Raw genomic sequence first — 16846 nt, 5'->3', positions numbered from 1 at the left:
ACGCGCTTTTGTCCGAGGCAGGCGGTGAAAAATCCACCTAACTTGAATATCGAAACGCTGTTTTAGATTAACAACTCCCTCCGTAGTGGTTAGCAGTTGCGGTAGCGAATGGCGCGCAGACGCCCTGAACGATCCCGATTAAGGACCCATACCCCTGTGAAAATTGAATCTATTAATGTCTCTGTCTTTACGTATCCCACTCGTCGCTGTTCCGACAGCGCCGGTCATTCCCATCCCGGGGAAGAGAGCCAGGCGAAAATGGCGCTGCTTACCATCACTGCCGATGACGGAACCTGCGGTTATACCCTGGCGCCGCCGGAGGTGGTGCGTCCCTATGTGGTGGAAACTTTTTTCTGTCCGGTGCTGGTGGGGCAGGATCCCTTCCGGCGTGAACAACTGTGGCAGGCGCTGTCCCACTGGCAGCGCGGTAGCGCCCATCAGCTTACCGAGCGGGCGCTCTCGTTTGTGGAACAGGCGCTGTGGGATCTGGCGGGCCGTAAGCTCAATATGCCGGTCTGGAAGCTGCTGGGCGGTTACCGCGACCGGGTGCCGGCCTATGGCAGCACCATGTGCGGCGACGATTTGCCGGGCGGGCTCTCTACGCCCGAGGAGTACGGCCGGTTTGCCGAAACCCTGGTGGCCCGCGGCTATAAGGCCATTAAGCTCCATACCTGGATGCCGCCGGTGTCGTTTGCGCCCAATCCTCAGATGGACGTTAAAGCCTGTGCCGCGGTGCGTGAAGCGGTCGGCCCGGATATTGCGCTGATGCTGGATGGCTACCACTGGTACAGCCGCAGCGAAGCGCTGTGGATTGGTCGGGAGCTGGAAAAGCTCGGCTTCGCATGGTTTGAAGAGCCGATGGAAGAGGCGAGCATGGCCTCCTACGCCTGGCTTGCCAGTAACCTGAATATCGACGTTATCGGCCCTGAAAGCCTGGGCGGTAAGCACCACAGCCGCGCCGACTGGGTGCAGGCCGGAGCCTGCGACATTCTGCGTGCGGGCGCCAACGGGGTAGGGGGCATCGGGCCCTGTATGAAGGTGGCGAGTCTGGCCGAGGCTTTCGGTATGGACTGCGAGGTGCACGGCAACGGTGCCGCCAGCCTTGCGGTGGTGGGGGCCATCCGTAACTGTCGCTGGTACGAGCGCGGCCTGCTGCATCCGTTCCTCGACTATGACCAGCCTGCGGCTTACCTCAATAGTCTGGTCGATCCCATGGACAGCGACGGCATGGTTCACCTGCCCGAACGACCCGGCCTGGGGGAAGATATCAACTTCGCCTGGGTAGAAGCGCATACCGTAAGCCAATACTAAAACGCCGCGCTGTGCGGTAAAAAATACCTCTGACCTTCGGTATCTCTATGATGACAACAGGCTCGCGATGGGGGGCGTGGCTGCTCACGTTCCTGCTCATGCTGGGGGCCGCTCCGACGCTTGCGAAAACGCCGTCGGACCAGCTTATTATCGGCATGAATATGAATAATCTGCTCACCCTGGATCCGGCCGCGATGACCGGTAACGAGGCGGTGGGCATGATGGTTAACCTCTACGATCCGCTGGTGGAACTGGATCCCAAACGGCTGAGCAACGTGCGCCCGGCGCTGGCGGAGTCGTGGCAGATTAGCCCCCAGGGCGACAGCATTCGCTTTCACCTGCGGCGCGGTGTGACCTTTCATTCCGGCAATCTGCTGACGGCGGAAGACGCGGTCTGGTCAATGCGCCGCGTACTGCACCTGAATCTGGCTCAGGCTTCGGTGTGGAAATCCTACGGCTTTACCCGGGATAACGTTGACAGCCACGTGCGGGCGCCGGATCCCTGGACCGTGGAAATTACCCTGCCGCAGCCCGGCGATCCGCAACTGGTGATCTACTCGCTGGCGGCGTTAGGCAATGTGGTGGTGCTCGACAGTAAAACGGTGCAGGCCCATGCTCAAAACGGCGACTGGGGCAATCGCTGGCTGACCACCCACGCCGCCGGATCCGGGCCTTTCTCGCTGGAGGTCTGGCAGGCCAAAGATCGGCTGACGATGGTACGCAATCCCCACTACTGGCGCGGTGAGCCGAAGCTCGCCCGGGTGATTTTCCGCCATTTTCAGGAATCCCAGACCCTGCGTCTGATGATTGCTAAAGGGGATATTGATATCGCCAGCAATATGGCGGTGGCTGACGTGCGGGCGCTGCGCGACGATCCGGCGGTCACCGTAGACGGCGTGCGGCGCGGCACCCTCTACTATGTGGCGATGAGCATGAACGAGCCTCATTTCGCGAAGCCAAAGGTGCGCGAAGCGGTGCGCTGGCTGATTGACTATCAGGGCATCAACAAGGCGCTGATGCCCGGCTACGGCGTGTTGCATCAGCGGCCAATTCAGTCGGGTATGGCGGCAACGTTGCCGGACCCCGGCTACCGGCTGGACGTGGCGCGGGCGAAGGCGCTGCTGGCCGAGGCTGGCTACCCGGACGGCTTTGAGACCACCCTGCGGGTCCTGGCGGATCAGCCATTTATCAATATCGCCATCGCGGTGCAGTCCACCCTGATGCAGGCCGGTATTAACGCCAAAATCATGACCGGCACCGGCAACCAGATCTACGGCGCCATGCGCGAGCGGCGCTTCGACATGCTGGTGGGGCGCGGCGGTAGCGGTATGGAGCCGCATCCCCACTCCAGCCTGCGCTCGCTGGTCTACAACCCGGATAACCGTGACAGCGCGCGCCTGACCAACTTTCAGGGCTGGCGTACCGGCATGTATGACCCGCAGATCAACCGGATGATCGACCAGGCGCTGGTGGAGCGCGATCCGGTGAAACAGCAGGCGGATTATCAGGCTATTCAGCAACGCTATGAACAGTTAATCCCGGCGCTGATCCCACTGTCTCAGATGGTGGATTCGGTGGTGGTGCGTAACGAGGTGCTGAACTACGTTCCTCACCCGTCGGCCACCACTTTTCTGCGCGATGTCAGTAAACGCCCGGCGGGCGGGGAGGTACGAGGATGACGGCGATATCATCTTCTGGCGGCATCATGGCCCGGCGTCTGTCGGCGCGTCTGTGGCAGGTGGCGGTCACGCTGTTTGGTCTGTTGCTGTTGACCTTTTTTATCGGCCGGGTGATGCCGGTAGACCCGGTACTCTCCATCGTTGGGCCGGATGCGGACCAGAGCACTTACCAGCAGGTTTATCAGCAGTTGGGCTTTGATAAACCTCTGTGGCACCAGTTTATTATCTGGCTGGGCGGGCTGGCCCAGGGCGATTTGGGCAATGCCCTGCTGACCGGAAGGCCGGTGGCTCAGGATATCCTGCGGGTCTTTCCGGCCACCCTGGAGCTGGCGACCCTGGCGATTGTTATTGGCGCCGGGCTTGGCATTCCGCTTGGGGTGATGGCGGCGGCGCGGCGCAATGGCGCCCTTGACTACGTGGTGCGCATCATCAGTCTGGCGGGATATTCCACCCCCATTTTTTGGGTGGGGATGATGGGGTTGCTGGTGTTCTACGCCTGGCTGGGTTGGGTGGGCGGCGCCGGGCGGCTGGATATGAGCCTGGACGGTGCGGTGCCAACGCGCAGCGGTCTGATTGTGCTGGATGCGCTACTGGCGGGCAATATGGAGGTGCTGCGCAGCGCGCTGAATCACCTGATCCTGCCCGCAGCGCTGCTGGGCTTCCATTCGCTGGCCTACATCAGCCGGATGACCCGCAGCTTTATGCTGGCCCAGTTGTCTCAGGAGTTCATTATCACCGCCCGGGTTAAGGGGCTGACCGAACGACAGGTCATCTGGAATCACGCGTTCCGCAATATTCTGGTGCAGTTGCTGACGGTGGTGGCGCTGGCCTATGGCTCGCTGCTGGAAGGAGCGGTATTGATCGAAACCGTCTTCTCGTGGCCCGGCTTCGGTTCGTGGCTAACCGGCAGTTTGCTGCTGGGCGATATGAATGCGGTGATGGGCGGCGTGCTGGTGGTGGGAATTATCTTCGTCACTCTGAATCTGCTGTCCGACATGCTTTATCAACTCTTCGACCCGAGGACCCGATCATGACGCTTTCCCTTGAATCCGGTGCCGCCGCTGTCGGTGAACGCCGGGTGCGGCTCAAGCGCGCCGCCAGGCGAAGTGCCGCGTTTATCGGGCAGATGGCGCGCAATCCGCTGACCGCTATCGGCGGCGCTATTATCCTGCTGCTGATAGTGACGGCGCTGTTTGCCCCCTGGATAGCGCCATACAACCCGCTGATTCAGGATCTGAATAATGCCCTTAGCCCGCCGGATGCCCGCCACTGGTTCGGCACCGACGAGTTCGGACGCGATATTTTCAGCCGTCTGGTCTATGGGGCGCGGATTACGCTCTACATTGTGCTGCTGGTGTCGCTGACCGTGGGACCGCTGGGGCTGGCGCTGGGCGTGACCGCAGGCTATTTCGGCGATGCGGTGGACAAAGCGCTGATGCGCATTACCGATATTTTTATCTCGTTTCCGAGTCTGGTACTGGCGCTGGCCTTTGTGGCCGCCCTGGGGCCGGGGCTGGAGCATGTGGTGATCGCCATTGCGCTCACCGCCTGGCCGCCCATCGCCCGTCTGGCGCGGGCGGAAACCCTCTCCCTGCGCCAGGCGGACTTTATTTCGGCGGTGCGGCTGCAGGGGGCGTCGCCGCTGCGGGTGCTGTGGCGCCATATCGTCCCGCTGTGCCTGCCGTCGGTGATTATCCGCATCACCATGAATATGGCCGGGATTATTCTGACTGCGGCCGGACTGGGCTTTCTGGGGCTTGGCGCCCAGCCGCCGCAGCCAGAGTGGGGGGCGATGATCTCCAGCGGTCGCACTTACATGATGGAGTGCTGGTGGGTGGTGACCATTCCGGGGCTGGCGATTCTGATTAACAGCCTGGCGTTTAACTTTTTAGGAGACGGCCTACGTGACATCCTCGATCCCCGCAGCGAATAACGCGCCGCTGCTCGACGTGCGTAATCTGCACGTTGAATTTGTTAACGGTCGCCAGACTACCCACGCGGTACGCGGCGTCTCTTTCGCGCTGGGCCGTGAAAAGCTGGCGATTGTCGGTGAATCCGGCTCCGGTAAATCCACCGTTGGACGGGCGCTGCTGCGGCTGCATGCCGCCCGCACCCGGATTCATGCCGACAGATTACAGTTTGGCGACCTGGATCTGCGTAGCGCCTCTGCCGCTCAGATGCGCGCCCTGCGCGGCGGGCGGATCTCCATGATTATGCAGGATCCGAAATATTCCCTGAATCCGGTGATTTGCGTGGGCGATCAGATAGCCGAGGCCTGGCGGACCCACCATACCGGCAGTCGCAAAATGGCGCGGGAAAAAGCGCTGGCGATGCTGGAAGTGGTACGGATCCGCGATCCGGGCCGGGTCTACCGGCTCTATCCCCATGAAATTTCCGGCGGCCAGGGGCAGCGGATCATGATTGCCATGATGCTGATTACCGATCCCGAACTGGTGATTGCCGATGAACCGACTTCGGCGCTGGATGTCTCGGTACGTTTACAGGTTCTGGGGCTGCTTGACGATCTGGTGCAGTCGCGCGGACTGGGGCTTATCTTTATCAGCCACGATATCAACCTGGTGCGCAGCTTCTGCGATCGGGTGCTGGTGATGTATGCCGGCAGGGTGGTGGAGTCCATTGCCGCACGGGATCTGGATCGCGCGCAGCACCCCTACACCCGGGGGCTGATCGCCGCGCTGCCCGAACTGCATAACCGCCGCGAGACGCTGCCGGTGCTGCAACGCCAGAGTCGCTGGCTGACCGAATAATCAGGAGGCGTTATGGAAACCATGATTCGCACTCAGGGGCTGAATTTGCACTTTGGCGAAGGGGCCGATCGTCGCCAGGTGTTGTTCGATGTCGAGCTCAGCGTACGCCCCGGCGAGATTTACGGGCTGATAGGGGAGTCCGGCTCCGGTAAAACCACGGTGCTTAAGTGCCTGGCGGGGCTGTTTACCCACTGGCAGGGCCAGCTTGCCATCGAGGGCGAACCGCTGACCCACCGTCTGAAGCGCGAACGCTGCCGCCAGGTTCAGATGGTGTTTCAGGATCCCTGGGGTTCGCTGCATCCACGCCATACCATCGGCGATATTCTGGAAGAGCCGCTGCTGATTCACGGCATTGGCGGGCGCGACGGGCGCATCAACCGCTGGCTGGATCGGGTGGGGCTTAATCGCGCGTTTCGCGACCGTTATCCGCATCAGCTTTCCGGCGGCCAGCGTCAGCGGGTGGCCATCGCCCGGGCGCTAATCCTGGAGCCCAGGGTACTGCTGCTTGACGAGCCCACCTCGGCGCTGGACGTGTCGGTACAGGCGGAAATTCTTAACCTGCTGGTGGCGCTGCACCGCGAGGGCGGGCTGACTTATCTGATGGTGACCCACGATCCCGGTGTGATGGCTCACTTGTGCCAGCGGGTTTCGGTGATGCAGCACGGTAAAATACTGGAGACTCTGGGGGTCGATGCGCTGGTGGCAGGAAAGGCCCGTCAGCCTTATACCCGGATGTTGATTGACGCCAGCCAGCGCTATAGCCGCGAGCTGGCGCGGGAGGTGGCGGCGTATTAAGGGGGATTGCGGGGTAGCGCGGGGATAAAGTCATCGGTGGTCAGAGGGGTTTTTAGGGTTCATCACGGATTAGCGTGAAGTGTTCGAAAGCGGAAACCAAAAACCGGCAGAATATAATGAGGCGGTGGGCTGTTCCGTTCACGTTGAGTGACAGCTTCTCTGTTGATTCATAGCCGGTGAACGGAACCTTCTCCTGCGCTGCATATTCATCCATAAAAAAGGTTAACCACCGGTAGCTTCCATTTCACGTTAGCCTGCGATGAACCATTTTTAGGCCGGAGTGTGCCACTGTCTGTAACCCTCTCCCCTGGGGGAGAGGGCAAAGGAGGGGTCACTTCAGCAGCACACAATCCGGCGGCAGGCGGCAACTCAGAGCCCCCGGCTTAACGTCAATGCGGAAGCTGCGGCCAGTCAGCGGTTCGCCGTCCAGATTAAAGGTCATGTCGTGCGGCGCTTCAATCTCGAACCAGGATGAGGCGCCGTCGATAATATTGGGGTTCTCCTCCGGCTTGCCCAGAGTGGAGAGCAGGGCGGGCAGCAGCTCTTCGCCGGTGAAGATGCGCAGTTGCAGCAGACCGTCGTTGATCAGCGCTTCGGGGCAGAGCTGCTGACCGCCGCCCGCCTGACGGCCGTTACCGATGCCGATCGCCAGAGCATCCCCCTGCCAGTGGAAATTCTCGCCGCGAATCTCGCAGCGGTCCGGCTTCAGGGTATCCATCCGCAGCAGACCGTGAATAAAGTAGGAGACACCGCCCAGCGCCGCTTTCAGTTTTTCCGGAGTTTCGGTCGTGATTCGGGTACCGAAGCCGCCCGTTGCCATATTGATAAACCAGGCCTTATCGTTAACGCCGACCAGATCGATGGCGGAAGGGCGTCCGACCAGCGCCAGCTGTAGCGCCTTGTCTGCCTCAAGAGGGATACCGGCGCTGGTGGCAAAGTCATTGGCGGTGCCGAGCGGCACAATGCCCAGCGCAGGCTGCTGGCCGCTCAGGCCCGCCAGAGCGGTGGCGACTTCGTTAATCGTGCCATCGCCGCCTGCGGCAATCACGGTTTGCGCGCCAAGAGCCACGGCTTCGTCGAGGTAGCGGGCGGCATCGCCGTGCTCCCAGGTGACGCGCACTTCCAGCCGGTGGCCTGCTTCGCGCATATCGGCAACGGCCGTTCGCAGGGCCTCATCGCCCGCACTTTTACCATTAACAATCATCAGTGATAAGCAGGAATTTTCCATATCTGACTCTTCGGACCAAACAAGGGGGAGATTAAGTTTATCGTACAGCGAGGCGGGGCGCCTGAGAACAGGACGAAAGACAAAAATAAACCTGCGTAAGATGAGTTTACGCAGGTTTAAGGAGGTGATTGCTGTTAAAGCTGATGATTCATTTTCGTTCGAGCGATCATCATACCGTCGTCAGTCGCGCTGGTGTGTGATCGTTTTCGAAAAAAAAAGATCCCCGCTTAACTTACGCTAACCTGCTCATTTCCGTGCGGATTACGGGTGGTCTGACCGTTCAGATTGCGCATCAACAGGGCATACTCCAGCGGCATTGCCTCGGGGACCGGCAGCCAGACGGTGTGGCCGTTGCCCGGGGCGACTTCCACTGCGGCACCTTTGCCGTTTTCCATGCTCTCCAGGGTGAAGGTGACATTGCCCTGGGGAGTCATCATCTCAAGGAGATCGCCCAGCGAAAACTTGTTCTTTACCGCTACCGCAGCAAAGGAGCCGCGGCGTTCGCCGGTGAATTCGCCGACAAACTGCTGTCTGTCGGAAACCGAGTAGCCGTACTCGTAGTTCTGGTAGCTGTCATGAGTATGACGACGCAGAAAACCTTCGGTATAACCGCGGTGCGCCAGCCCTTCCAGGGTCTGCAGCAGTGAAGGGTCAAACGGTTTACCGGCCGCCGCGTCATCAATGGCCTGGCGGTACACCTGGGCGGTACGGGCGCAGTAATAGAAGGATTTGGTGCGGCCTTCTATCTTCAGCGAGTGCACGCCAAGCTGGGTCAGACGGCCAACGTGTTCAATGGCGCGTAAATCCTTTGAGTTCATGATGTAGGTGCCGTGTTCGTCCTCGAAGGCGGTCATATATTCGCCCGGGCGCTGGCTCTCTTCAATCATAAAGACCTTATCGGTCGGTGCGCCGCTGCCCAGAGTGGGTTCTACGTTTTGAACCGGGATCGGCTCGTATTGATGGACGATATTGCCCACCTCATCCTGTTTGCCTTCCTGCACCTTATATTCCCAACGACAGGCGTTGGTGCAGGTCCCCTGGTTGGGGTCGCGCTTGTTGATATAACCGGAAAGCAGGCAGCGGCCGGAATAGGCCATGCACAGCGCGCCATGCACGAAGACTTCCAGCTCCATTTCCGGCACCTGCTGGCGGATTTCGGCAATCTCTTCCAGCGACAGCTCGCGGGAAAGGATGACACGGGTCAGCCCCATTTGATGCCAGAACTTCACCGTCGCCCAGTTTACGGCGTTGGCCTGTACCGAAAGGTGAATCGCCATCTCAGGGAAAGCTTCGCGGACCATCATAATCAGCCCGGGATCGGACATAATCAGCGCGTCTGGCCCCATATCCACCACCGGTTTCAGGTCGCGGATAAAGGTTTTCAGTTTGGCGTTATGGGGAGCGATATTCACCACCACGTAGAACTTTTTGCCAAGGGCATGGGCTTCGTTAATGCCGAGCGCCAGATTTTCGTGATTGAATTCGTTATTGCGTACCCGCAGGCTGTAGCGTGGCTGGCCAGCGTAGACGGCATCGGCGCCGTAGGCGAAGGCGTAACGCATATTTTTCAGCGTTCCCGCCGGAGAGAGCAGTTCCGGTTTAAACATGATTTTCTCGTTCTGATGACAGGTCAGACCCGTCTCACCTGATGAGACGGCGGTATAGCGAGGGCTTTGGATATAGCCTTTATTTAAGGGCGGGAATTGTAGCGCCAGCAGGCGGGGGAGTAAACCGGGAACTGCGAGCTGGATTCTGGTTATAAAATGTACAGCTGGTCTGATTTATTGTAATGTCGCTATTCAGGTGGTGGTGATTAAACGCTTTTTACAAGGAAGGTAACGATGCCGGTATTGCTAACAGGAGATTCTTCTATGGTTGTGATTCCAATGTCATATTCCCCTGCGACTGTCGCCCGTCGCTTTGCCGTGCTGGAAGAGGTCAGAATCCGTAACCTGGTGTATCAGGTGATTTTCGACAGCGATACCCCCTTTGCCGCGGTGATAGAGGCCGTGCCTGTCACGATAAATGGCGCGCTTCGCCACAAAGTGGTGGCAACGCTTGAGTTACGGCGACGTCCGCAGCTTGAAGGCGTCCTGGTCGAAAGCTTTTGGGAAGATAGCGATGTGGCGCAAATTGAAGGTGTGGTTGTGGAAGGTAGCCTGCGCCATATCGGGCTGGCGACGCTGATGTATGAAACCCTGGCGGTTCAGGGCGGTATTACGCTACTGAGTGATAATGAACAGTATCAGGGGGGTAAAGCCTTATGGCGACGTATCGCCCGACAGTCACATCTATTACAGGTGTTTGTTCTGGATACTGACGCTGGTCGCTATTATCCGTTTGATGGCGAAAGAATTCGTTATGACGGTAAAGGTATTCCGGAAGCAGAGATTTGGAGCGAACATCCGAATGATTGCCGACATGCCGTTGTGTTGGTTGCCGAAAACGGGGGCTGGTGGGACAGTTCGGTACAGGAACTCACGCGCCGGATTACAGCATAATCACCCGCTGGGCTGAAGCGATGGTTGAAGGGCGATGCGCCACGATAATACGGGTGATCGCAAGGCCAGCGATGGCCTGATTAATCAACTGTTCATTATGTTCATCCAGGTGGCTGGTGGCCTCATCCATAAACAGAATGCCGGGTCGGCGATACAGGGCCCGGGCGATAAACAGCCGCTGAAGTTGTCCGCCGGAAAGTCCTTCACCCAGCTCACCAACCTGTGTCTCGTACCCCATGGGCAGCGCCATAATATCGTCGTGAATGTAGCAGAGTCTGGCGCAGTCCATCATCCACGCTTCGTCCGGTTGCTGGCTGAAACCGCAGATATTGTCGCGCAGCGCGCCGGACAGCAGCCTGTCGTGTTGCAGTATCGACGCGATGGCGCAGCGATAGCTGGCGAGGTCCGAGCGGTGAATATCCCGACCATCCACCTGAATGGTGCCGGAGTCTGGTGGCGTTAAGCCACTGAGTAGTTTAAGTAGCGTGCTTTTCCCGCATCCGGAAGCACCGGTAATAGCGACGCTTTCCCCCGCCTTAACCTGAAGCGAAACGCTGTCGAGCACCGGCGCGGAAAAGCGATCGTAACGGTAGGTCAGGTTTTCAGCGTGCAGACTGAGCGCCTTTCCCGGGGGATAATTAACCTGCGCTGAGCCGGTATTTTCCGGCGGGGACAGTGCGATATCACTGACGCGTTCGTTATGCAGTGACAGTATGCGTAACTGGAGCAGGGTATCAGTTAACCCAAGGGCGCTGTTGGAAAACAGGGTCCGAAATGCGCCAAATGCCACCCACGCGCCCAGCGTCATCTGATTCTCAAGGACCATGGATACCCCCAGCCAGAGGATCAATATGGATTCACTGCCGCCAATCAGCGTGGCTGCAATACTAAATGCCATATCAAACTTTCCGATCCGGATCCCGGCATTTGTGGTCAGTGCGTTCAGATTCAACATGGTGCGGCTGCGAATTTCCGCCAGCCCCTGGGCTCTAAGGGTATTTATACTGAACAGCGTTTCGGTCAGATAAGAGTCGGCGTTGGCGCTTTTGATCAGCTGCTCTTCCGACAGCCGACGATACAGAGGCCAGGTGGTCAGGCGCAGAATGATATAGATCAGGGTAAAACCCAGGGCGACGCCAGCCAGAGTACCACCGTATAAAATCAGCATGGTCAGCGAGCCCGCGCAGATGATCAGACCAATTACGCCACCGGTAATTTCGTGAATAAAGGCCTCGCGAATAATATCGATGGAAAAGTAGCGTGACTGAATATCGCCCAGCTTGCGCTTTTCGAACCAGTCGAGTGGCAACCTGAGCATATGGCGAAATAATCCGTCTTTCCATTGCAGGTCGGTGAGTGCGTTTACCTGCAGGGTGGCCCAGTAGCGCCACAGCAGGATCCCTCCCTGAAGCATCGTCATTAGCAGTAGCGCCAGGCAGATCAAACTCAGCGTGCTGCTGTCGCGTTCGGGGATGATATGGTCCATGACCAGTTGGGTCACCATCGGAAACAGCAGGCCGATAAACTCCGCGATGAGCGACAGCAGGAAGAGTTTGACTAATACCCCTTTGAATCCCCGGATATTGCGCAGCAGATCGAGCATTCTGATACGCAGAGGTGTGGCAGGAGGGGGAAAGGTGGTTTCCGGCCAGAGCTCCAGAGCAACGCCGGTAAAGCTTTTTGACGCCTCTTTCAGCGTGATACGCTTTCGGCCACAGGCGGGATCGTGAATCGTAATGCCGCCCGGGCGGACATGGGTCAGCACCACAAAGTGATTGAAATTCCAGTGTATGATACAAGGCAGTGTCAGATTCCCCAGCTCCTCCAGCTCAAGGGAGAGCACCCGGGAGGCCATACCGAGTTCGCGGCCAATACCCGTCAGGGTCGCCACCGTGCAGCCGTGCAGGGACAGGCCAAAGCGCTGTCGCAGGGTTAGCACATTGGTTGACATTCCATGGTAGCAGGCAAGCATCGCCAGGCAGGCTAACCCACATTCACCGGCTTCGCTCTGCTGCAGCACAGGCACTCTGTGGCGCAGCGTCAGGTTGAGCAGGGCGCTATAGGGCATCCACCGGCCCTCTGGTCTCGTTACCGATCCTGAGTACCGGCGAAAACAACCATTCGATCAAACGCCTCTTTTCCAGAAATAGTGTACAGCTGGCCCGCAGACCATTCTGTGGCTGAAACCGTCGGTTACGCCAGGAGAACTGCGTATGACGGGGGATAACCCGCATTTTATACCAGGTCTGTGAGTTATCGTTGGCCATCTCCTGGGCTGAAGGGTAGGTTGCCATCTCCTGACGTGAAGCGGGGACTGCGGAGATGGCAACGACTTCGCCAGAAAACTGGCCAAATTTTTCGGCCGGGAAGGCATCATAGCTCAGGTTTACCCTGTCACCCACGGCCACATAGGGAACGGCATGGGCGGGCACCCACAGTACCAGCTGATAGTGACTGATGTTCCCGGGAATGATTTGCAACAGGCTGTCACCCGGGCTAATGGTCTGGCCCGGGATAATTCCTGAGGTTTCGATCCTGCCTGTGACCGGGGCGGTGACCCGCAGGCTGCCGCTGGCTTCGGTTTCGGTCAGCTGCCTGACCAGGTCGCTGCGTTGGATGGCCAACTGAAATAGCTGATTATCGAATTCGGCTGCCTGGGTTTGCAGCGTGCTGGCCAGCAGCAGAATCTGTAATTTATTCTGCTGATGCTGAGTGCGGACGTTTAGCATATTGAGCTGCTGTTGTTGATCCAGGGAGACCTGGTCTGTGAGCTGCTCTTTGTTGATCAATCCGCGGCGCAGATACTCCTGATAGCTCTGTACGCTGTGGCGGGTGTAGTTCATTCCCTGGCGGATACTGTCCAGAATCGGCTGAGAATCCGTAATTTCACGTTGGTAACTGGCTTTCTGGCGGGCGATAAGGGCCAGGGTAACCTCCTTATTATGGCGCGTTCGCTCAAGGATGTTATCCAGCATGGCTATCTGCTGTTCGATATTTTGTTTTTGTATTTTATTGACCGCGCCTGCCGCGGTGGTTCGACCCACATCTATCTCATACAAAGCATCTCCCCGGCGAATCTGACTCCCCGGGGCGATAAAGCTTTGCGATATAACGCCCTGATGCAGAGAGTAGACGGTGACTGGTCGTGGTTCGGAGATCAGTTCGCCACTGACCTTCACCTTGCGGTATCCGTTACCGAAGAACAGCAACAGTAGCGCCAGGGTGAAGAAAAGGGCCGTAAAGAGAGCGGTAAACCAGCGTGGTATACCCGCCAGTATTACAGCCTTTCCCTGCCAGTGTTCGCCGCGGTGTCGAAGCGCTTCCTTTCTGAATATCGTCATCGCAACAGATTACCGTTGGCGATCTGGGTGAATTCAGCCAGCGCGTGACGAAAGCTGCCGATATCTGCGCGTTCGATCAGGTAGTCATCGCTCTCCAGATCATTAAGAGAGAGCTGGAGCTGATATGCAATCCAGGCCTCTTCCCGAAACTTCTCTCTGGCATTGAGATAACGAGCGAGCAGATACAGGGTCGTGACCTCCCTGCTCTGGTAATGTTGATACAGCGCTTCTGCATGCTGAAAGGCCTGATGAGGCTCTCCCCGTAGCAGTAGCCAATGGATAAATCGGGCCTTGATATTGAGGGCGTAAATCTCCCACTGGCTGTCGTAAGGCAGGGGGAGCGCGGCGAAATTGCGCATGATATCGGCATATTCCGGACCATCGTCAGGCAGATAGCGCAGAGCGAAATATTGCCAGCGCAGATTATTGGGCTCCAGCGCCATCTGCTGCTGTAATAGCGTCCAGTTGCGCTGGTGCTTATGCTTCTGGTGCTCACTGTCAGTGAGGTAACCGGTATGATGAATTCTGATTTCGGGTACAAACCGGATTTCGCTCTGTGCTTCGCGAAGGTACTCGTGCACCCTGCCGTAATAGCGCAGCGAGGGACGTTTTTTAAACAGCCGGGCGTTGTTGAGAAGTTGGGTGCCGTTCAGGTTATCGATCAGGGGAGCGTAGAGCGTGCGGCCATGATCTTCGTGCATCAGGCGGATAAGGGTTCGGCGAAACTCAGGTCGTGATTCGCTGGCGATATATTCGTCGGCGTCGAGCATCAGGCACCATCGATAACGGGTTTGCGTGATGGCGAAATTTCGGGCGGCGGAAAAATCGTCGTTCCACCGGCGGGTATGGAGCGTAATGGCTGCTCCATAGCCTGAAAGGATATCCAGGGTGCTATCGGTTGAGCCGGTATCCAGCACCAGAATTTCATCGACCAGCCCAAGCAGCGAATCGATGGCGGCGGCAATGGTTCTCTGTTCGTCGCGGCAGATAATTACCGCGCTGATTCCCTGTTGTTGCATAGTCCATTCATCCATGTGGAACGGGCGCTTAACGGCGTGTCTAGCGTATGGCTAAAGAAGGCGATTCCCGGATACGCGCCGTGCATCGCCTCTGATAAAAAGGCAGGCGGAATTTCTTCGCTAAGCTTCAGAATCTGATAGCCCAGCGCCAGCAAAACTTCGACTATCATCCCGGGGCCGGTTAACGCAAGGGTGACTTCACCGGTTTTGATCAGGCTTTCATAGCGCCAGGGCAGCAAGCGCGAGAGATAGTGACGGTTATCGTGGCTGGCAATCAGCGTAAAAATGGCGTTGTTGGATTCCAGAAAGCGATAACGCTTGTGGATGGTGCGCAGCATAATCGAGACGCCTTTAGCGCCGGGCGCGCAGCCGATAACATTGCTGAACCAGGTCTCCGGGAGCCAGGACAGGGCGCTGAGTACCGGAAGATCCCGGTAGCAGGCGATCGGTTCCAGGGCACGAATATCGGCCAGACGGACCGGCGCGGTATCCGCGATAATAGCCTGGCAAAGCGGCTCCCGCAGCGGTTCCGGAAACGACAGCAGGCAGGCCCTTATCTGCGCCAGAGCATCCTCGTTTGGGGCGCGCAGCCTGATAAGCAACGCGGTGGATTTGGCGCGGGTTATGGCGTGATGCCCCGGAATGCCGACCAGATGCTGCCAGGCATTGGTTGTGGTAAAAAGGCCATCAATGTCGGGTAGGGTATCCCTGTCGATATAGAGTCCGCCAAAGCGATAGAGAATCAGCAGCCGGACGATGTCGCTGGCCGCTGCGAAGTTGCCCCTGAGTATCACTTCATAGTCGTAACACCGTCTCAGGGCGGCGAATTTGCCGGTAAATAACGAAGCGATTTCGTTGATTTGCAGATCGGAGGCAGGGGTGGGACTGACAGGCCGCGGTTGCTCAGGAATCCCTTTGAGCGCCAGGAATTGCGCGGCTAACGCGTTAAAGGTTTTCTCCCCGGCCATTTGCGGATGAATAAAGGCGAATGCCTCGTTTTGTAGCCGCAACAGCGCGTCATGCCGATCGCAGGGGCGGGTGGTTTTGACATGGTTGGCCAACTGATGATGAAAGCGCTGGCAGTCGTGACTTCCGGAATCGACCCACAGACAGCAGGTTTTATTGGGGTTGGCCGCCTTCCAGATTTGGATATAGCTCAGATCCAGAGAATGCCGATCGCCAATCCATACCGTATGAATCAGATCGGGAATCCTGTATTCCGGTTTATGGGCTATGTGGGATACATCAGGCCTGGGGCGATTGATCTCCTGGGGGAGTGTCTGAGGGGCGCGCTGATTAAATGCGGCGACAATTTCTGCGCGCAAACGCCGCTTAAAATCGTCGTGAGGGTCTTTCATTATTAAGAACCCTGGCGCAGCAGATTAAATATCAGCGATGAAAAGGTCACATCCTTACCAAATTCCTTAAGTGCTTCGGTATTGGCACGGTAATTCTCTAAGAGAAGGTCGATAGCTTTTCCCTCATCGGCGGCCGAGATTTCCAGATCGATTTTTTGGAATCCATCGCTAATCAGTTTTTGGCGAAGCGTATCGGATAACTGCGTTTTATTATAAACGTTAATAGCGATATCCTTTGAATAAAACACCCAGATCGTCATTATCAACTCCTTCTGGTTACTGAGGGGACCCTTCCGTGGGGCGAGGCAGATGATTCAGGCAGCCATTTCAAAAGTGAAACGGCGCCTGAATATGTAAATTAACGCTGCGTTCCGAAGTTATTCGCACCACCGCTAGTGCTGCTATTACTGCGGCTGCCGCCAGCGCAGCCGCCAGAGCCAGCGGGTTTATCGTAGGGATTATTGGGGGCGAAGAACCCCCCCGCCAGCGTTCCGCTACTGCCGCGATTACCCGCATTGCCATTGCCTTTGTTGCTGCTACTGCCTTTATTGCCGGACGCGCAGTTGCTGTTGCCCGGGCCGCAGGTACCAAAACCGCCGCCGACCATGATATATTGCGAAGTTGTAATTTCTTTCATAATACAATCCCTATATTAATTGTCCGATTGTAGATATCGATTTCTGAAAAGAGAGGGAACAGAATCGATATCTGGAAATTACTGGAAATACTTTTTATGTAAATTACCAAATTGTAACTGAATGTAATTTATCAGGATGGCGTGGCGGGTTATTTTTAATTGAAGGTGTTACGTGAGTAAGTAATTAATTTCAGGTGAGGTGGTCGAGT

The 16846-nt window shown here is 57.4% G+C and carries 15 protein-coding genes; 7 read left to right on the top strand and 8 right to left on the bottom strand.

The genetic code is table 11. The features are described from left to right. Positions 1-156 precede the first annotated feature (156 nt). The 6 genes from SCU88_RS17100 to SCU88_RS17075 all read left to right on the top strand — a co-directional run bounded on the left by SCU88_RS17100 (position 157) and on the right by SCU88_RS17075 (position 6553). The gene (locus tag SCU88_RS17100; RefSeq protein WP_138098349.1) at positions 157-1311 is read left to right on the top strand and encodes a mandelate racemase family protein; all 1155 of its coding nucleotides are present in this window, start codon (positions 157-159) and stop codon (positions 1309-1311) included. 98 nt (positions 1312-1409) lie between these two features. After that, complete coding sequence (locus SCU88_RS17095; RefSeq protein ID WP_431810175.1) at positions 1410-2990, top strand: ABC transporter substrate-binding protein; 1581 nt, start codon at positions 1410-1412, stop codon at positions 2988-2990. After that, positions 2987-4024: an ABC transporter permease subunit gene (locus SCU88_RS17090; protein WP_175341128.1), complete on the top strand. Its 1038-nt coding sequence runs from the start codon at positions 2987-2989 to the stop codon at positions 4022-4024. Before SCU88_RS17095 ends, SCU88_RS17090 begins: the two co-directional genes overlap by 4 nt. Then, complete coding sequence (locus tag SCU88_RS17085; protein WP_175341127.1) at positions 4021-4923, top strand: ABC transporter permease subunit; 903 nt, start codon at positions 4021-4023, stop codon at positions 4921-4923. Before SCU88_RS17090 ends, SCU88_RS17085 begins: the two co-directional genes overlap by 4 nt. After that, the gene (locus tag SCU88_RS17080; protein WP_175341126.1) at positions 4895-5758 is read left to right on the top strand and encodes an ATP-binding cassette domain-containing protein; all 864 of its coding nucleotides are present in this window, start codon (positions 4895-4897) and stop codon (positions 5756-5758) included. The genes SCU88_RS17085 and SCU88_RS17080 overlap by 29 nt, the downstream gene beginning before the upstream one ends. Positions 5759-5779: 21 nt before the next feature. Then, positions 5780-6553, top strand: a complete 774-nt coding sequence (locus SCU88_RS17075; RefSeq protein ID WP_175341240.1) for an ATP-binding cassette domain-containing protein — start codon at positions 5780-5782, stop codon at positions 6551-6553. A gap of 331 nt (positions 6554-6884) precedes the next feature. Here SCU88_RS17075 and yegS read toward each other — a convergent pair whose 3' ends face one another. Beyond that, positions 6885-7781, bottom strand: coding sequence for a lipid kinase YegS (gene yegS / locus SCU88_RS17070; RefSeq protein ID WP_175341125.1), 897 nt, complete (start codon positions 7779-7781; stop codon positions 6885-6887). Between the two features lie 227 nt (positions 7782-8008). Then, the gene (gene yegQ / locus SCU88_RS17065) at positions 8009-9388 is read right to left on the bottom strand and encodes a tRNA 5-hydroxyuridine modification protein YegQ (protein ID WP_175341124.1); all 1380 of its coding nucleotides are present in this window, start codon (positions 9386-9388) and stop codon (positions 8009-8011) included. 264 nt (positions 9389-9652) lie between these two features. Between yegQ and SCU88_RS17060 the strand changes: the two genes are divergently transcribed. Next, complete coding sequence (locus tag SCU88_RS17060) at positions 9653-10282, top strand: hypothetical protein (protein ID WP_175341123.1); 630 nt, start codon at positions 9653-9655, stop codon at positions 10280-10282. On the opposite strand, the gene SCU88_RS17055 is transcribed toward SCU88_RS17060, so the two are convergent. The 6 genes from SCU88_RS17055 to SCU88_RS17030 all read right to left on the bottom strand — a co-directional run bounded on the left by SCU88_RS17055 (position 10272) and on the right by SCU88_RS17030 (position 16637). Beyond that, positions 10272-12350 carry a cysteine peptidase family C39 domain-containing protein gene (locus tag SCU88_RS17055; RefSeq protein WP_175341122.1) on the bottom strand — a complete coding sequence of 693 codons (2079 nt, stop codon included), beginning with the start codon at positions 12348-12350 and terminating at the stop codon, positions 10272-10274. The two genes, SCU88_RS17060 and SCU88_RS17055, sit on opposite strands and share 11 nt — an antisense overlap. After that, positions 12340-13623: an efflux RND transporter periplasmic adaptor subunit gene (locus tag SCU88_RS17050; protein ID WP_175341121.1), complete on the bottom strand. Its 1284-nt coding sequence runs from the start codon at positions 13621-13623 to the stop codon at positions 12340-12342. Before SCU88_RS17050 ends, SCU88_RS17055 begins: the two co-directional genes overlap by 11 nt. Beyond that, entirely contained in the window at positions 13620-14642 is a 1023-nt protein-coding gene (locus tag SCU88_RS17045; RefSeq protein WP_175341120.1) for a glycosyltransferase, read from the bottom strand. Before SCU88_RS17045 ends, SCU88_RS17050 begins: the two co-directional genes overlap by 4 nt. Beyond that, positions 14615-16000: a TcdA/TcdB catalytic glycosyltransferase domain-containing protein gene (locus SCU88_RS17040; RefSeq protein ID WP_175341119.1), complete on the bottom strand. Its 1386-nt coding sequence runs from the start codon at positions 15998-16000 to the stop codon at positions 14615-14617. The genes SCU88_RS17045 and SCU88_RS17040 overlap by 28 nt, the downstream gene beginning before the upstream one ends. Positions 16001-16002: 2 nt before the next feature. Then, positions 16003-16260, bottom strand: coding sequence for a hypothetical protein (locus SCU88_RS17035; RefSeq protein ID WP_175341118.1), 258 nt, complete (start codon positions 16258-16260; stop codon positions 16003-16005). A 98-nt stretch (positions 16261-16358) separates the two neighbouring features. After that, positions 16359-16637 (bottom strand): hypothetical protein, encoded by a 279-nt coding sequence (locus SCU88_RS17030; protein WP_175341117.1) that lies wholly within the window; start codon positions 16635-16637, stop codon positions 16359-16361. Positions 16638-16846: the final 209 nt, after the last annotated feature.

The organism is Jejuibacter sp. L23, assembly GCF_050815825.1.
Lineage (GTDB): Bacteria > Pseudomonadota > Gammaproteobacteria > Enterobacterales > Enterobacteriaceae > Jejubacter > Jejubacter calystegiae.
This window is presented reverse-complemented; position numbering and strand designations above follow the sequence as displayed.